This window comes from Streptomyces cavernae (genome assembly GCF_004023625.1).
In the GTDB taxonomy this organism is placed as follows: domain Bacteria; phylum Actinomycetota; class Actinomycetes; order Streptomycetales; family Streptomycetaceae; genus Streptomyces; species Streptomyces cavernae.
On record NZ_RPDJ01000006.1, the window covers coordinates 145,817 to 161,151 of the forward strand.

Annotated in this window: 17 protein-coding genes and 1 tRNA gene; 7 read left to right on the top strand and 11 right to left on the bottom strand. The window is 69.2% G+C overall.

The window, feature by feature from the left end; all coding sequences use genetic code 11:
- Positions 1-101 precede the first annotated feature (101 nt).
- The 6 genes from EF387_RS17145 to EF387_RS17170 all read right to left on the bottom strand — a co-directional run bounded on the left by EF387_RS17145 (position 102) and on the right by EF387_RS17170 (position 6,088).
- Positions 102-647 (bottom strand): SigE family RNA polymerase sigma factor, encoded by a 546-nt coding sequence (locus tag EF387_RS17145; RefSeq protein WP_128377426.1) that lies wholly within the window; start codon positions 645-647, stop codon positions 102-104.
- 214 nt (positions 648-861) lie between these two features.
- Positions 862-2,028 carry a lipid-transfer protein gene (locus EF387_RS17150; protein WP_128377427.1) on the bottom strand — a complete coding sequence of 389 codons (1,167 nt, stop codon included), beginning with the start codon at positions 2,026-2,028 and terminating at the stop codon, positions 862-864.
- Complete coding sequence (locus tag EF387_RS17155; protein WP_238431580.1) at positions 2,025-2,534, bottom strand: MaoC family dehydratase; 510 nt, start codon at positions 2,532-2,534, stop codon at positions 2,025-2,027. The genes EF387_RS17150 and EF387_RS17155 overlap by 4 nt, the downstream gene beginning before the upstream one ends.
- A 107-nt stretch (positions 2,535-2,641) precedes the next feature.
- On the bottom strand, positions 2,642-3,790 hold the full coding sequence (locus EF387_RS17160; protein ID WP_128377429.1) for an acyl-CoA dehydrogenase family protein: 1,149 nt from the start codon (positions 3,788-3,790) through the stop codon (positions 2,642-2,644).
- Between the two features lies 1 nt (position 3,791).
- Positions 3,792-4,892, bottom strand: a complete 1,101-nt coding sequence (locus EF387_RS17165; protein WP_128377430.1) for a bifunctional MaoC family dehydratase N-terminal/OB-fold nucleic acid binding domain-containing protein — start codon at positions 4,890-4,892, stop codon at positions 3,792-3,794.
- Positions 4,889-6,088 carry an acyl-CoA dehydrogenase family protein gene (locus EF387_RS17170; RefSeq protein ID WP_128377431.1) on the bottom strand — a complete coding sequence of 400 codons (1,200 nt, stop codon included), beginning with the start codon at positions 6,086-6,088 and terminating at the stop codon, positions 4,889-4,891. The genes EF387_RS17165 and EF387_RS17170 overlap by 4 nt, the downstream gene beginning before the upstream one ends.
- Positions 6,089-6,437: 349 nt before the next feature.
- On the opposite strand from EF387_RS17170, the gene EF387_RS17175 reads away from it, so the two are divergent.
- A complete protein-coding gene (locus tag EF387_RS17175; protein ID WP_128377432.1) occupies positions 6,438-7,304 on the top strand; it encodes a bifunctional DNA primase/polymerase in 867 nt (288 codons plus the stop codon).
- A 241-nt stretch (positions 7,305-7,545) separates the two neighbouring features.
- Here EF387_RS17175 and EF387_RS17180 read toward each other — a convergent pair whose 3' ends face one another.
- The 3 genes from EF387_RS17180 to EF387_RS17185 all read right to left on the bottom strand — a co-directional run bounded on the left by EF387_RS17180 (position 7,546) and on the right by EF387_RS17185 (position 8,701).
- Positions 7,546-7,737: a hypothetical protein gene (locus EF387_RS17180; protein WP_128377433.1), complete on the bottom strand. Its 192-nt coding sequence runs from the start codon at positions 7,735-7,737 to the stop codon at positions 7,546-7,548.
- 153 nt (positions 7,738-7,890) lie between these two features.
- Positions 7,891-7,970 (bottom strand) — tRNA-Ser (locus tag EF387_RS46705).
- A 359-nt stretch (positions 7,971-8,329) separates the two neighbouring features.
- Entirely contained in the window at positions 8,330-8,701 is a 372-nt protein-coding gene (locus tag EF387_RS17185) for a beta/gamma crystallin domain-containing protein (RefSeq protein WP_128377434.1), read from the bottom strand.
- Between the two features lie 233 nt (positions 8,702-8,934).
- Here EF387_RS17185 and EF387_RS17190 point away from each other — a divergent pair, with 233 nt between their 5' ends.
- Complete coding sequence (locus EF387_RS17190) at positions 8,935-9,543, top strand: hypothetical protein (RefSeq protein ID WP_128377435.1); 609 nt, start codon at positions 8,935-8,937, stop codon at positions 9,541-9,543.
- Positions 9,544-9,759: 216 nt separating this feature from the next.
- On the opposite strand, the gene EF387_RS17195 is transcribed toward EF387_RS17190, so the two are convergent.
- A complete protein-coding gene (locus EF387_RS17195) occupies positions 9,760-10,251 on the bottom strand; it encodes a histone deacetylase (RefSeq protein ID WP_338058110.1) in 492 nt (163 codons plus the stop codon).
- Between the two features lie 198 nt (positions 10,252-10,449).
- Complete coding sequence (locus EF387_RS17200; RefSeq protein ID WP_162467157.1) at positions 10,450-11,214, bottom strand: GntR family transcriptional regulator; 765 nt, start codon at positions 11,212-11,214, stop codon at positions 10,450-10,452.
- A gap of 576 nt (positions 11,215-11,790) precedes the next feature.
- On the opposite strand from EF387_RS17200, the gene EF387_RS17205 reads away from it, so the two are divergent.
- From EF387_RS17205 to EF387_RS17225, 5 genes are all read left to right on the top strand, one after another.
- Positions 11,791-12,054, top strand: coding sequence for a DUF6284 family protein (locus EF387_RS17205; RefSeq protein WP_128377437.1), 264 nt, complete (start codon positions 11,791-11,793; stop codon positions 12,052-12,054).
- 38 nt (positions 12,055-12,092) lie between these two features.
- Positions 12,093-12,386, top strand: coding sequence for a hypothetical protein (locus EF387_RS17210; protein ID WP_128377648.1), 294 nt, complete (start codon positions 12,093-12,095; stop codon positions 12,384-12,386).
- Positions 12,383-13,273, top strand: a complete 891-nt coding sequence (locus EF387_RS17215; RefSeq protein ID WP_128377438.1) for a DUF2637 domain-containing protein — start codon at positions 12,383-12,385, stop codon at positions 13,271-13,273. Before EF387_RS17210 ends, EF387_RS17215 begins: the two co-directional genes overlap by 4 nt.
- 16 nt (positions 13,274-13,289) lie before the next feature.
- The gene (locus tag EF387_RS17220) at positions 13,290-13,673 is read left to right on the top strand and encodes an RRQRL motif-containing zinc-binding protein (protein ID WP_128377439.1); all 384 of its coding nucleotides are present in this window, start codon (positions 13,290-13,292) and stop codon (positions 13,671-13,673) included.
- Positions 13,674-13,749: 76 nt separating this feature from the next.
- Complete coding sequence (locus EF387_RS17225; RefSeq protein WP_128377440.1) at positions 13,750-15,333, top strand: hypothetical protein; 1,584 nt, start codon at positions 13,750-13,752, stop codon at positions 15,331-15,333.
- The last annotated feature ends 2 nt before the right edge of the window (positions 15,334-15,335 follow it).

The following is a 15,335-nucleotide window of genomic DNA, read 5'->3' on the forward strand; positions in this document are numbered from 1 at the left end:
AGATGGGCTGGAGCGTGTTATGGCTGGGGCAGAGCGAGCAGGAGGTACCGTCCGGGCAGGTCTCCGCTGAGAGCAAGCAGACCGATCGCGGTGGTCCCGCCTCAGCGTACGGGGCCGAGTTCCGGGTCCTCGCGGAGCTTGCCGAGGGCGCGTGACACCGCCGACTTCACCGTGCCCACCGACACTCCGAGTACCTCCGCGGTCTGGGCCTCGCTCAGGTCCTCGTAGTACCTGAGGACCACCATGGCCCGCTGCCGCGCGGGCAGCTTCATGATCGCGCGCCACATGGCGTCGTGCAGTGCCTGCTGCTCCGCAGGGTCCCCGGCGGGCATGCCCTCCGGCTCCGGCAGTTCCTCGCACGCGAACTCGTCCACCTTGCGTTTGCGCCACTGGGACGTCCGCGTGTTCAGCAACGCCCTGCGGACATAGCCGTCCAGCGCGCGGTGGTCCTCGATCCGGTCCCACGCGACGTACGTCTTGGTCAGCGCGGTCTGCAACAGGTCTTCGGCGTCGGTCGGGTTGGCCGTCAGCGAGCGGGCGGTACGCAACAGCACAGGCTGACGTGCCCTCACGTAGGAGGAGAACGACGGGTACGAACGGGTCCGCGTCGCGACGTTCGAAGCGCTGGTGCAGACGGGTGTGGTCATGGCTCCACGCTAGGGACAGCCCTTCTCCCACGGATCGGCCGCAGGTCCCGAAGCGTTGTCCCCCTCAGGTTGTAGGAGGGGGGTAGGCCCCACCTACTGAAGGTGGAGCCGGGGCGGGGAGATTCTGAGGGTTCACCCCCGAGAAAGTCTCCCCCGGCGGCGCGCCAGTGCCCCCGGCGTCGGACCGTTGACGCAGGTGTCGTCCGTCCCTCGCTCATCCGTCCGCGCACAGAACGAGCCCTGAGGTGGGAACCCCCGTTCCTGCGGTGACCAGCGCCCGCTGCGCCCCGGGTATCTGATTCACGGACGTGCCGCGTAGTTGGCGGACCGCCTCCGCCACCCCGTTCATCCCGTGGAGATACGCCTCCCCGAGCTGACCCCCGTGCGTGTTGAGCGGCAGTCTTTCCTCTGCCACGAAGTCCGCGGCCTCACCGGGTTTGCAGAACCCGAATTCCTCCAGCTGCATCAGCACGAACGGCGTGAAGTGGTCATAGAGAATGCCCACGTCGACCTCGGCCGGGGTCAGCTCCGACGTCCGCCACAACTGCCGAGCCACCACTCCCATCTCCGGCAGGCCGGTCAGGTCGTCCCGGTAGAAACTGGTCATCTGCTCCTGTGCCCGGCCCGCGCCCTGAGCCGCGGCGGCGATCACCGCGGGCGGGTTCGGCAGATCGCGCGCCCGCTCAGTCGAGGTGACGACCAACGCCTGCCCACCATCGGTCTCCTGGCAGCAGTCCAGCAGCCGCAACGGCTCGACGATCCACCGCGAGGCCGCATGGTCGGCGAGCGTGATCGGCTTGCCGTGGAAGTACGCCGCCGGGTTGGTCGCCGCGTACTTCCGGTCGACCACGGCCACCTGCCCGAACGCCTCGGGGGTCAGTCCGTAGGTGTGCAGATACCGTTGAGCCGCCATGGCGACCCAGGACGCGGGCGTCAGCAGTCCGAACGGAAGCGACCAGCCCAGCGCCGCCCCCTCCGCGGACGGCTCGCGTCGCTGTACACCGGAGCCGAACCTCCTGCCCGAGCGCTCGTTGAACGCCCGGTAGCAGACCACCACCTCGGCGACGCCCGTCGCCACGGCCAGCGCGGCCTGCTGCACGGTGGCGCAGGCCGCACCGCCTCCGTAGTGCACGCGGGAGAAGAAGGACAGTTCCCCGATGCCGGCCGCCTGGGCGACGGTGATCTCCGGGCTCGTGTCCATCGTGAACGTGACCATGCCGTCCACATCGGCCGGCGTCAGCCCCGCGTCGTCGAGCGCGGCCCGCACCGCCTCGACGGCCAGCCGCAGCTCACTGCGCCCGGAGTCCTTGGAGAACTCCGTCGCCCCGATCCCGACGACCGCGGCCCGCCCGCCGAGCGTGTCCTTCAAACGCACGCTCATGACGCACCACCCTGCGCCACGGCCGTGCCGGTGTGCGGGGACCCCGAACCAGCGTCGGGATCCCGGGCGCCGCCATCCCCCGGGCCTGCGGCGACGGTCGCTTCCGGCGTCGGCAGCACCACGGTGACCGTGCCGCTCACGTGTCTGCCGACGCCGTTCTCCCCGACGACCTTCACGGTCGCCGTATCGCCGTCCACCGTCTCGATCCTGCCGGTCAACACCATGGTGTCTCCCGGGTAGTTGGGCGCCCCGAGCCGGATCGCCACCTTCCTGAGCACGGCCTTGGGTCCGAGGTGGTCCGTGATGTACCGGCCGACCAGCCCGTTGGTCGTCAGGATGTTCATGAAGATGTCGGGGGAGCCCTTCTTCCGCGCGAGCTCCACGTCATGGTGCACGTCCTGGTAGTCCCGGGACGCAATCGCCCCTGCGACGATCAGAGTGCGCGTGATCGGAATCTCCAGTGCCGGCAGGAGGTCCCCCGCGCATGGCCGGACCGGTGGCTCCACGCCCGCGCCCACGCCCACGCCGGTGTCCGCACCCGCACCCGCACCCGCACCCGCACCCGCACCCGCACCCGGTGCCAACGAGCTCTCGTCGGCCTTCGCCTCCGCGTTCATTCCTCCACCCCCTCCCTCTCCGCGTGTCCCAGCTTTTGTCCCTCACCCGGTCCTCTCGCGATCAACTCCCCCAGTTCCTGCAACACTTCGCTCCCGCAGCCCAGATACGCTTCCAACTGGCGGCCCCACAGGAAGTGCCGGTGCACGGGGTGTTCCAGGTCGGCTCCCGTACCGCCGTGCAGATGCTGACCGGTGTGCACCACGCGGTGGCCCGCCTCCGAAGCCCACCACGCCGCCGTCAGCGCATGCGTGGCGTACTCCAGCCCTTCGTCCCGCCGCCAGGCGGCCTCGTAGGCGGTGACCCGGATGGCCTCGGTGTCCATGTACGCGTCGGCGGCCCGGAGTTGAACCCCCTGCTTGGCGGCGAGTGGACGCCCGAACTGCTCCCTGGTGTTCGTGTGCTGCACGGCCCGGGCCAGCGATCCCGCGCAGACTCCGGCCTGGAGCCCCGCGAAGGCGATGCGTGCGGCGGCCAGCACGTCATCGAACGCATGCTCATCACCGATCCGCTCACCGGGCGTGCCGTCAAGCGTCAGGCGTCCGGCGGCCCACGGTGCCGTCAGCTCGACCTGTGTGCACTGCGCTTCGGCGGTCCGAACGAGCCAGAGCCGGTGACGGTCGTCCGCGACGAGGACATGAGTGGCGTCGCGGAGCCAGGGAACCGCGGGTACCGTCCCGGTCAACTCGGCCCGCTCGCAGGCTCCGTCCGTCCGGCTCGGCTCGCCCCGTTCGACGACCCCTTCCGTCCCCCCTCCACGATCGGCGCGCTCGGCTGCTCGTACGCCGCCTCCCCCGGCGGACAGCGCCCCGCTCACCACGACCGTCCCGTCGTCGATCCTCGGCAGCAGCCGCCCCCGCTGCTCCCGAGAACCATGCGCCGCGACGGCCAGCGCGCCGTACACGCAACTCGCCGCGAACGGCACCTGCGCTGTCGTCCGGCCCTGTTCCTCCAGAACGAGCACCAGGCCGAGCAGACCGATGTCCGCCACGGCGGCCGTGAGTCCGGCAGAGCACAGTTCTTTCCAGAGCTCGGCGTCGCTGCCTGTGCCGACAGCCGTCAGGCGTTCGTGGGTCGACAGGTCGCCGAAGATCTGCGCCGCCAGTGCCCGGGCCGCCGACTGTTCCTCGGTGGGCGTGAAGTCCATCTCAGACCGCACTCCCCTCGACTGCCTTGAACACGGGCAGCTCCAGCTCTTCGTCGACGCGCTGGAAGGTGAGGCGTACGGGCATGCCGATCCGCACCTCGTCGTGCGGGACACCGACCACGTTGCTGATCATCCGCACCCCCTCGGCGAGTTCGATCAGCCCGACCGCGTACGGAGGATCGAAGGCGGGGAACGGCGGATGGTGCATCACCACATAGGAGTAGACGGTCCCCTCCCCGCGCGCCTCCACCGTGTCCCAGTCCGGCGAGCCACAGGTACTGCAGCCCGGCAGCCACGGAAAACGCAGGGTTTTGCAACCGGCGCAGCGCTGGATCAGCAGCCGGTGCCGGGCCACGCCCTCCCAGAAGCCGGCGTTGTCCCGGTTGACGACGGGACGGGGGCGTCGCTCCGGACCGCCCCCGGTCTTCCGGCGGACCGATCGTGCTCCACCCTGCTCAGGGGCCGACGGCGTCTCCGCTCCCCCTCGCTCGAGCGAAGCCGAGAGCCGGGGAGAAGACGAGGTTGGGGGAGCGGCCTGGATCGAGGGAGAACCCGCGGTTCGGGGAGCGGCCAGGATCGCGGGAGAAGCCGAGGTTGCGGGCGCGGCCTGGATCGGGGGAGAAGCCGAGACCTTGGGGGAGTACTTGAGGATGCGGAACCGGTGCGTTCCGGCCGGCTCGCCGTCGGCACGTACTTCCGTCCGGGTCGTGACGAAGTACCCCGTGCCCAGCTTCGTCGTCTTCCGGTCGGAGACCGACTCGATCACCGCGTCAAAGGTGATCTCCTCCCCGGGGCGCAGCGGTCGCAGATACTCCTGCTCGCAATCGGTGGCCACCACCGACGTGTAGCCGGCGGCGTCGAGCAGTCCCAGAAGTTCGTCGTACGCGTCCGAGCGTCCCGCGTGGCCGGACAGGCCTCCCATCGTCCATACCTGGAGCATGGTCGCCGGCGCCACGGCGTCCGGTCCCAAGTACGCCGGGTCGGTGTCGCCCATGGCCTCGCACCAGTGACGGATCATCGGCGCGTTGACCGGGTCCTTTCCCACCCCGGCGACAGCGGCCGCCCGTCCCTCGTAGGCCTTCAGCTCCTCGTACAGGCTCACCGGCGCCCCCTCGACATCCCGAGCCGCATCGTCGCCACCAGCTCCCGCTGCACCTCGCTCACCCCGCCCCCGAACGTGTTGATCTGTGCCGCCCTGTTCATCCGCTCCAGCTCTCCGTCCCCGAACGCCTCCGGGGAACCGGAGCGGATCAGGCCCGCCTCCCCCAGAATTTCCTGGCACATTCGATACACCGCGACCGCCGACTCGGTTCCCGCGAACTTCACGCCGCTCGCGTCGCCGGGCGCGAGTCGACCCGCCCCGACATCACCCACCAAACGCCAGTTGAGCAGGCGTGTTGCCGCCAGCCGGGCATGTATCTCGGCCAGTTTGGATCGCACCCACGGCTCGTCAACCCGACGCCGCCCGGTCACTGGATCGGCTGTACGGGCCGCCGCGAGCACCGCCGCGTAGAAGTCCTCGGCCTGCATCCCGATCGCGGCGAGCGCGACCCGCTCGTGGTTGAGCTGGTTGGTGATCAGGTTCCAGCCGCCGTTCTCCTCACCGACGAGGTGGGAGGCGGGCACGCGGATCCCGTCGTAGTACGTGGCCGTCGTCGTCAGCCCGCCCACGGTCTCGATCGGCGTCCAGGAGAAGCCGGGCGCGGAGGTCGGCACGAGGATGATGGAGATGCCCTGGTGCTTGGGCGCGTCGGGAGCGGTGCGGCAGGCGAGCCAAATCCAGTCGGCGTTCTGGGCGTTCGAGGTGAAGACCTTCTGCCCGTCGATGAGCCAGGCGTCACCGTCCCGGCCGCTCACATCGCCCGCCTCCGGGCCTGCAACACGCACCGCCCTGGTTCGCAGCGCCGCCAGATCCGTCCCCGCCGACGGCTCCGAGTAGCCGATCGCGAAGACGACGTCCCCGCTGAGGATGCGCGGCAGGAAGTACGCCTTCTGCTCGTCACTCCCGTACCTCATGAGCGTCGGCCCCACCGTGTTCAGCGTGACCATCGAAACCGGGGCGCCGGCACGGTAGGCCTCGTCGAAGAAGACGAACTGCTCGTCCGCTCCACGCCCCTGCCCTCCGTATCGGACCGGCCACCCGAGGCCCAGCAGCCCGTCCGCGCCTATGCGCCGCAGCAGGGTGCGCTGAGCCGCGGCATCCGAGGCGGAGGGCGGCCCGTCCGGCATCAGATTCCTGAAGTAGGCACGGAGTTCGGCGCGCAGTCGCTGCTGGCGCTCGGTGGGGGCGAGGTGCACGGTGGCGGCCCTCCCGGACCTCGTACGAACAACGGAGCAACGGTTTCTGACTGTCCGTCAGATAGTGGTGGGTGTCAAGGTCACGGACGGCACACAGGACCCCGACCACGCGGCGCCACGCCACCGCTCGACGACGCCCCACCGCCTCACCCCTCACCCCTCACCCCTCAGCCTTGCGCCCAACCGCAGGCTGACACCGGTACCGCCACAGACAGCAGCACCGGCGCGGGCACCGACACCGACACCCAGCCAGACGTTCGATTTATTGCCACAGAAGACCCGAACACCTGCGCCGCCTGTTCGAACAAACCCCCTTCCCTTCTTCGAACATTCGTACGAAAATGAAGCCATGGCCACCCATGACCGGCAGGCCACGACCATGGCCCTCGCACACGCCCTGTCCGCAGCCGAGCGCGGACTGGCCGTCATCCCGTTGTCCCGCACCAAACTGCCCGCCCTCCGCTCACCGCATCGCGACGACCCCGTACCGACCCCCTGCCACGGCGAGTGCGGACGTCTCGGGCACGGCGTGTACGACGCCACGACCGACTCGCACCGCATCCGAGAGCTGTTCGCCGCCGCCCCCTGGGCCACCGGTTACGGGATCGCGTGCGGACTCCATCCACACCACCTCATCGGCATCGACCTGGACACCAAGTCCGGCACGGATTCCTCCGCGGCCCTGCGCGAACTGGCACTGCGGCATCTGTTCACCATCCCGGCCACTGTGGTGGTGATCACGCCAAGCGGCGGACGCCACATCTGGCTGAGCGGCCCGCCGGACGTCGTCGTTCCCAACTCGGCGGGGCGGCTTGCGCCCGGCATCGACGTCCGGGGCGCCGGCGGCTACCTCGTCGGCCCCGGATCACGCACCGAGCACGGCGTCTACAGCACGGCCCCCGGCACGGCCCACCTCGCACCCGCCCCTTGCCCGCCCTCATTGCTGCGCCTCCTGATGCCCCCGCCCCGGGCACATCACTCGACACCGTCGTCCACCGGTCGGCACGGTCAGGGTTTAGTGCAATTCGTCCTGGCGGCGCATGAGGGGCAACGCAACACCCGCCTCTTCTGGGCGGCCTGCCGCGCCTACGAGAACGGCATCGGATCGGAACTGGTCACACCCCTCGCGGACGCGGCCGTGCGCACGGGCCTCACGGAACGCGAAGCCCGCGCGACGATCGCCTCCGCGGCGCGCCTGACGGGCCACCGCCCCTGAGCCCGCCGGGGTGCGCCCCACCCGGGCCGGCCCCGGGGGTTGGCCGACCGGTGAGCCGTGACCGCAGCGAGGCGGTCTGCGTACGCGCTCAGGCGCGCACGCGGCTGCGCGGTCGGGTGCGGGATCATCGGCGGTCGCGAATCGGCGCGACGCGTTCCCCGGCCGGCGGTATGCGGCGGTCAGGCATGGCCGCTCGGACCAGAGCGGCCGCGACAGCCCAGGCAGCGGCCGGCAGCAGCAGTCAGGCCCCCAGCCGGACGGCACGGCGCGTGCGGCTCGTGACCGGAGTGACCGCGGTGCTGCGCGCCGCCGGGCCGTCGAGGAGAAAGGCGATGCCGGTGACGGCGAATACCGCACACGCCCGCATCAGTACGGCGGCCGCCTCGGCATCCGGGTGGGCCGAGACCAGTCGTGGGACGGCTGCCGCCGCCACGCAGCAGGCAGCTCCGCAGATCAGGGCAGAGTGCGGGCTGCGCGCATCTCGGGCGGATCAGTGCGTAACCACTACCCCAACCGGACGCCGCCCAACACAACGGCCCCGACCATATGACCTGATCAAGGGCCGTTCGTACTGCTCATCGTGCGGTGGGTGTGGGATTTGAACCCACGGTGACATCGCTGCCACGACGGTTTTCAAGAGCGTCGCCATTTCGCGGTCCCTCGGCCCTTGACCTGCATGAACTTCTTGGTCAAGCAGGTGCTGTGCCTTCTTGGCCCACAGATGGCCCACAGCCTGCTGTCGCCCCACCGCCCAGCACGCTCGGAACTAACCCCTGAGGGCCGTAATCAACGGGGCCGCGGCTGACACGAGACCTGCCACTGCTGTTGTGCCGGCGGGCCAAAGCACGGCCCTGTTGCGTCGAGCTTCGGCAGTCTCCTCGTTTGAGAGGCCCGTCCATCTTCGTCACGGCGGTACTTCACCCCTTCGGCCCGACCCTGCCAAGTTAGGCCCTAGAAGCTGGGCCCCGCCCTCGCCGTTGCCTTACAGAAGTATGGTCATGCTTTTTGGGGCAACTGCCGCTGGTTCAGAGGATCCTGATCCATTCTGCTCTCACCCCGCCGGGGTTGTTCGGGAAGGTCATGACGGTCCACTTGTTGATCCCGTCGGCGGGCTGCCACCTTCCGTCCCCGAACCACTGGACGCGGTTGTTGCCAGTCGAGATCCGGTGGATCCACGCATGGCCGCCGGGCAGGAGGACCTGTCCGGCGTTGGCGAAGCACAGATCGGGGGAGTAGCCGACGCCGCCGTCGTGCCACGTGACCTGCACGAAGTCGCTCCGGCCGCAGTCCACCTTGTTCATAGCGAACGCGTCCGCCTCCGTGACGGCGGTCAGCGAGGCCGTCAGCGCCAAGGTCGTCGTCGCGGCCAGAGCCGCCCGCTTGGCGATTTGTTTCATGGGAGTTCTCCGCGTTCTGTAAGTCGACAAGAGTCGAATCGGTCGACTGTTAATACGAGCCGACGGTGGACCAGGTTGCTTCACCACAGCAGATTTTTTTCTCGGCCTCTCGCTCCAACCCTTCAGGTAACGCCACCATCAGGTCAACAGACGGGCATTTTCAGACGTAGTACACACGCTCCAGTAAATCAGTGGCTAGTTGGGCATACTGACAAGCGGAGAGAAACCGCCATGTGCGCTATCTGATACCGAAAATGGGGGCACTTGTGATCGTCCGGCGCTACCTAGACGAAGATGACGAACTGACCCAGCACCTTACCCACCAGCTCAACACTCCGCTGGACTGGCCAAAGGACGGGGGATTTAACACCGAGCACGTTGCTAGGATTGCCTCCGCTGCAGCCTGTGACGTCTCATACAACCAAGCGGCCAACGGTCATCTGGTCGACCTCTTCGCCGCGCTCCCTCTGCCAGGCACCCCCGAAGGGGATGAGTTCTGGCGTTCGCTCAGGGATGCGGGAGGTAGTGCCGCCTGGAACATCGTTCCCGCCAACGCGGGTGGCCCTTTCTTCGACTACCTGCTCAACGGGAATGAAGCGGGCATTGCTGGCCGTGTGCTCAGCTTTCTGGAAAAGCTTGACGACCAGCAGCGCGACGCCGTGGCCGAAGTGATTGGCCGCGCACTGGACCGCAACACGTTCGCAGCAGGTGGCCGGTACCTCGGGATGCTGTGGCTGCGTGACGCCGAGACCACTGCCTGGCATGTCCTGCTCGCCAGTCGCCGGACGCACGAAACAGAGGACGACCGCAAGCGATTCCGTGAAGCGTGGAGCAACGCCTGAGCGCCGAATTGGGATGTCGCAGCAGCCCGCCCAGATCGATCCGGGCGGGCTGCCCTCCGGTGACATCGAGGGTCAGAGCCGGGCGCATTCAGAGCGGCAAACACGCCCCCTAGGAACAGCACCGCTTTCGGGGCTGCACCTGGTCGTAAACCCCGTAGCATGAAACTCCGCTGTGATGCCGAGATTTTCGAACCGAGGCCGTTGCGCCCCCGAGTCTTATCCTCGCAGCCCCGCACGACTCGAACTCTCCAGAAGAGCTGCCACAGTCTCGGCGGTCCAGTGACCGACCGCCCCGGGACGTGACGCCAGATACTGGGCGATGTGCTCGCTTGGCCATCCGTGAGCCTCGGCCAGGCCGGAACCGAGGTGACGCAGGTAGTTCGCGGCCGGCGGGTTCCACTCAACGTCATCCATGGCCCATGGGGCTGTGAAAGTCAGCACCGGATGTCCATCGAGATAGCCCGGACAGACCAGCGTTTCGTATCGCCCGCGGCCCATCACGGCTCGGCCTGTGGCGAGCACCTTGCCCAGGTCGAGGTTCTCCCCTGGCTTCCGGTACATCTCTTGTGCCGCAATGTCCGAGAACTGTTCGGCCGTGACCAGGTACGCCCGAGCGGCCATCTGGTCGTCGACGTTCGGATCATAGAAGGCCATGCCACCGGTCCACGCCTGAGACTCCAGGGCGAAGTACAGCTCACCGGGGAGCATGACCGGGTCCATACGCTCAGGTGGGCTCCCGTCACGACAGCCGGGGTACGTGCGACGCCCCCCGGGCGGCTGACCGCCCGAGAGGTAGTAAGACAGGCGTTTCAAGTGCATGTTGGAGCCGAACGCCGCGTACCAGACCTGCGCCGGCTCGGCCGGTTCTGGTACGCGGCGATCGAGTTGCCTAGGGATGATCAAGAGTCACTCTGCCGGGACGTCGTAGCGGATGATGTGGCGATCCCCAGGCAAAACGGTGATCATGACACGAAGTGCGCGACCGTCCTTGTCGTAGCCGGTGCGCCGATGCACGGCAACCGGGGTTCCGGCAGGGAGCCCGAGCTTCTCAGACTCGGTGCGTGTCGGCATGCGAACCGTGATTTCGTCCTGGTAGTGCTCCTGGATCAGTCCACTGCTGGCCAGGACCCCACCGGGAGCTGACACGTCTTCAGGCAGCATCAACGGCGTCCCCCTGACGAGTTCCTCGGGGAAGTACGAATCGGCAAGAGCGTACGGCTCCTGGTCCACGTACCTGACGCGTTCCCGGACAACGGTCAGAGCAGTCTCGGGGTCGAGACCTAGTTGCTCGGCAACTTCGGTCGGTGGGCGCCTGATCGACACGTTGACCTCTTGGCGAGGCTTTCGGCCGCTCTCGGCAACCACGGTTGCCCACTGATCACCGTTGCTGTGTGTGGAGTTGTGTCGCGATCGAGATTCGAGCACCGACCAGTCCCAGATTGCGGCTGGGTGCTTCTTCCTCACGAAGCTTCCGCGCCCCTGGCCGGCGACCACCAGGCCCTCGTCCGTCAGCCGTCTGAGGGCCAGTCGGATCGTGTTCCGACTGGCGTCGTACTGCGCCATCAACTGGTGCTCAGTCGGCAGTTGTTGGCCGGGCTCCAGTTCCCCTGTGTCGATGAGATGCCGCAGCTCATCGGCGATGCGGTGGTAACGCGGAGTCTGCTCGCCCACGTTGAACCTCCCAAGCTTTGACGGACTTGTTCCAACAACATACGCCGAAACGCTTGCGCTTCCCAAGCGAGGCATGCAAACTCATGACCCATCAGGTTGTTGGAACAAGTCCAACTGCTGGATCTGCACCACCTTCTGATGTGACGTCACCGCCCGGAGGGCCCCGTGAAACGGGTTCGAAGGAAGCGGCCGTTCCTTGAGAACTGAACAGAGTGCTTTGAGATCGACAGGGCTATCACGCCCCGTCCCCGCGACGGCCGGGTGATGACCGTCGACGACCGTTCATGGTCGTTCTGCTGGCGCCGAGCAGTGCGCATAGGGCGCCCCGATACCTCGAGGCTCGGGCCCGATGGCCGTGGCGACGGCTACCGGGGAAGTCCTCGGTCCTCAGCCGCCCCGGCATCCAGCCGTGAGGGCGCCGGATCAAATCCGGCCCGGGGCACTCCGGCCGCTGATCTCGCGGCCGTGCCGCGCGGCTCTCGCGCGGTCTTCCACTACAACGGCGCGCACCCTCCGGAGTAGCCGCTCCGGAGGGTGCTTTCGGGCCGTACCACCTGCAAGGGAGAACACGACCCAATGAGCCACATCGTCACTGTTCAGGAAGCTGTTACCGCGTTCGCTGATTGGCTGGAGCCGACGGATGCGGAGCTGGACGCGATCGACCGGGAGATGCCGGTCATCGCCGCGGACATCGAGTTGATGGACGCCTACATCGCCACTCTCGACCGCACCCCGAGCGAGCTGGACACGCGCCGGCTGCGCCGGGCCCGCCGCCGGGCGCTGGCCGCGCGAGTGGAGCTGACCAACCTGTCCGCCCCGGCCACGGGGGTGAGCGCGTGAGTACCGAGACGCCGACGCTGGACGATCTGACCGTGCCCATGCGCGCGCTGCGCCTGCTGGCCGCGGACTTCGGGCACCTCCCGGCGCCGACCGTGAGCGTCTCGCCCGTCTACCCGGAGCGGTTGGAGCTCTCGCTCCACTCCGGCCTGCCCGGCTTCGAGGCATGGCGGGAGGCCCTGGGCATCGCCCCGGACGTGGTGCTCTACCGCGAGCAGAACGACGGCCGCACACGCGTCCTGCGCGCGGTGGCCGCGTATGCGGGCGCGGCGGTGGAGCTGGTCGGTTACGGCGACGTGTGCGCTCCGGTACCGGCGGAAGCGACGGCGGCATGAGCGCCCCGACCCGCGTCGACGCATCGTTGACGCCCGTCGAAGCACCGTCGACGCCCGTCAATGTGGACCACGCCATCACCGCGGTCGCCGCGGCGCTCACGGTGGTGCTGACCGCGGTGGCGTTCTGGCTGTCGTATGAGCACTTGCAGGAAGTCGCCGCCGCGCACGGCATGGCCGAAGCGGTGGCCCGCTCATGGGCGTGGCCGGCCACGGTGGATCTGTTCATCGTGATCGGTGAGCTGCTCATCCTGCGTGCCTCGCTCGCCCACCGGGTCGACTGGTGGGCAATCATGCTGGTCACCGCAGGGGATGGCGCTTCCATCGCGCTGAACGTGGCCGGGGTGGGGCAGGATGCCGGCGCGCTCAACTACGTGGTTGCCGCGGTTCCCCCGGTGGCCGCGCTGCTGGCGTTCGGTGCACTGATGCGGCAGGTGCACGCCTACCTCGCCCGCCGAACGTCGACGGGCGTCGCGACGCCCCCGCCGGGCGTCGAAGGACCGTCGACGCCCGTCATCGTGAGCGTCGACCGCCCCGCGGTCGTCCCGCCCGTCGAGCCCCGCCACGACGCCGGTCCGGTCCCGGAACTCCCGGCGGCAGTGCACAGCGTCGAGGACGCTTCGACGCCCGTCGCCCCGGACGCGTCTCCCGTCGAGCGTCCGTCGACGGCCGTCGACCTGTGCATGCCGGTGGTCTACCCGAACCGGGTGGATCAGTTGGTACGGGCCCTGTACGGCACCGACTTCACTCAGCCGAGCACCGCCCGCATGACCCAGACAATGGCCGCGGCAGGGCTCGGAGCGTCGGAGTCGACCGCCCGCACGGCGCGCGGCCGGGTCAAAGCGCGTGAGCCGTACCTGGCCGACTTCCCCGCCACCATCGCCGGTTGAGCGGGAGGACGCTGCCATGTCCCACGCCTACGCCGACTGCTTCGACCCCAACGGCGCCCGCTACGGCATCCCGACCTACCCCTACCGGCTCGCCCCGGACGGTTTGGCCACCCGCCGTCAGCTCCGCGCCCGCGGCTTACGGCCGGGTGGCCAGCCGATCGCCGCGCAGGTGATGCGCCGCAACCGGCGCGTCGGCGGCGCCCAGGTCGCCTACCTCTACCGCATCGACCGCGCGAAGCCCGTGCGGCCGATGACGTCGCGGAAGTGGGGCGCGCTCGCCCTGGCGATGCTCGCCCGCCGCACCTGCCCCCGCTGCCGACTCGACGTCGGCTACTGCATCCCCCGCTCGTACGGGATCTGCGGCACGTGCATCGCCACCGAGGAACAGAGCACCGCATAAGCCCTGTTGGCAGGCCCGGCCGAACACCTCCTACAGCCCCGGCCGGGCCCTACTCCCCATAAGGAGTGCTCTCAGCATGACGGAACTCAGCACAGAGCCGGTAGCCGTCGAGGCTGCCCCAACCACACCGCCCCCGCCGCCCGACCCCGCGCCCGCCGCGGCGAAGGATGCGAAGGAGGTAGAGCACACGCCTGGTGGCTGGCCCATCGTCCCGCTCGCCCTCTCAGGAGCGAACAGCACGGTCGGCGCGGTCGCCGCTGCCTCCCTGGCTGGTGGACCGATCGCCGCGGCTGTGGCCGCTACCGGCATAGTCGTGCTCGGCACGGTCGCCGCCACCCGGTCCCGCAAGCCCAACACCCGCCGTGACGCCCGCCGGGCCGCTGCCCGTGCTGCCGACCGCACGGCCGCCCGCAGCACGGTCCTTCGCCGCGGCGGCGCGGGAGCCGGTGCCAACCGCGGCGGAAGCCGTTCGTCAGGCTCTCGTTCCGGTGGCGCCGGCCGGTCCGGCGGCGTGCCGGGTCGGCACCGTCGTGGCACTGGCCCGGCCGGGCGGCACGGCAGCACCGCTACCAGCGGAAAGAACACCGGGAAGCCCGGTCACGGCGCGTCCAAGCGCACGGCCAGCGCCACGGGCAAGGCACCCGGCCGAGGCGAACAGATAAGGGCCCTCCGGGCAGCGCAGCAAGCCGGGGGCGCATCCCGTGCGGACAAGCGGGCGCAGACCACCGCCGCCCGCCGCGCGGTAGCGGACGCCCGCCGCAACACCAAGACACCAGCGGGCAAGGGCCAGTTGGGCAAACGCGGGAACGGCGGGGGCCGCCTGCTGGGTGGTGCCGCCCGTAAGGCCCGCGCTGTACGGGATGCGGCGATCGCCAAGAACCGGGCCAAGCGGGACGCCAGGGCCGGCAACACGGTGGCGGCGCAGCGTGCCGCGGTCCGCAAGGCCCCCGCCCGCAAGGCCGCCCGAAAGGCGCTGCGCAGGTCAGCGGCCCGCTTCCACGGCCGCCGCCTGCTCGCCGCGCTGCTCGCCCTGCCCATCGGACTGCTCGGACTGATCACCACCCCCATCGGACGCAAGTTCGATATCCCGTGGCTGATGTACCCCGGGCGCCGCCTGTTCCGCGGCCTGGTCCGCACGGCGGCTGAGCAGCGCGCGGAGCGCGACGAGGCCACGCGCAAGAAGCTGCGCGAGCAGGAGGCCGCCGCCGATGCGGAGGCCGCGAAGGACGGCACGGACGGCATCGCGGACGGCGTGGAGCGGCCCGCGGCCACGGTCCCCACCAGCACCACACCCGAGGTGAGTGAAGGAGAGCACGTGTCCGGTTTCCGGTTCGAAGAGGCCGCCTCCGAGATGGAGCAGGCCGCCAACCAGTACGACCCCGAGAACGCCATGGAGATCCTCGCCATGGTCGAAGGGCTCCCGGCCGCGCTGACCAGCGTGGCGAACGTGATGAAGATCCTCGCCGAGCGCTCCGACAGCGAGTTCCCGCTGGAGAAGGAAGTCGCGGACGGCTTCAACGACATCTTCGGCGCCCTGATGAGCGCCGTCGCCGTCGCGGAGGACATGGGCCCGCTCTTCCGTCAGGCCCACGAGCAGGACATCGCCCGCCACGAGGACCCCCGCAACGGCACCGAGGCCGAGAAGGGCTGGAACGTCTAACC

Coding starts and splice junctions, on each gene's coding strand:
- EF387_RS17195 (WP_338058110.1), bottom strand. CDS start 10,251: ATGCTCCCCGGTGAGCTGTACTTCGCCCTGGAGTCTCAGGCGTGGACC.
- EF387_RS17150 (WP_128377427.1), bottom strand. CDS start 2,028: ATGAGCGTGCGTTTGAAGGACACGCTCGGCGGGCGGGCCGCGGTCGTC.
- EF387_RS17160 (WP_128377429.1), bottom strand. CDS start 3,790: ATGGACTTCACGCCCACCGAGGAACAGTCGGCGGCCCGGGCACTGGCG.
- EF387_RS17185 (WP_128377434.1), bottom strand. CDS start 8,701: ATGAAACAAATCGCCAAGCGGGCGGCTCTGGCCGCGACGACGACCTTG.
- EF387_RS17220 (WP_128377439.1), top strand. CDS start 13,290: ATGTCCCACGCCTACGCCGACTGCTTCGACCCCAACGGCGCCCGCTAC.
- EF387_RS17210 (WP_128377648.1), top strand. CDS start 12,093: ATGCGCGCGCTGCGCCTGCTGGCCGCGGACTTCGGGCACCTCCCGGCG.
- EF387_RS17145 (WP_128377426.1), bottom strand. CDS start 647: ATGACCACACCCGTCTGCACCAGCGCTTCGAACGTCGCGACGCGGACC.
- EF387_RS17205 (WP_128377437.1), top strand. CDS start 11,791: ATGAGCCACATCGTCACTGTTCAGGAAGCTGTTACCGCGTTCGCTGAT.
- EF387_RS17175 (WP_128377432.1), top strand. CDS start 6,438: ATGGCCACCCATGACCGGCAGGCCACGACCATGGCCCTCGCACACGCC.
- EF387_RS17225 (WP_128377440.1), top strand. CDS start 13,750: ATGACGGAACTCAGCACAGAGCCGGTAGCCGTCGAGGCTGCCCCAACC.
- EF387_RS17215 (WP_128377438.1), top strand. CDS start 12,383: ATGAGCGCCCCGACCCGCGTCGACGCATCGTTGACGCCCGTCGAAGCA.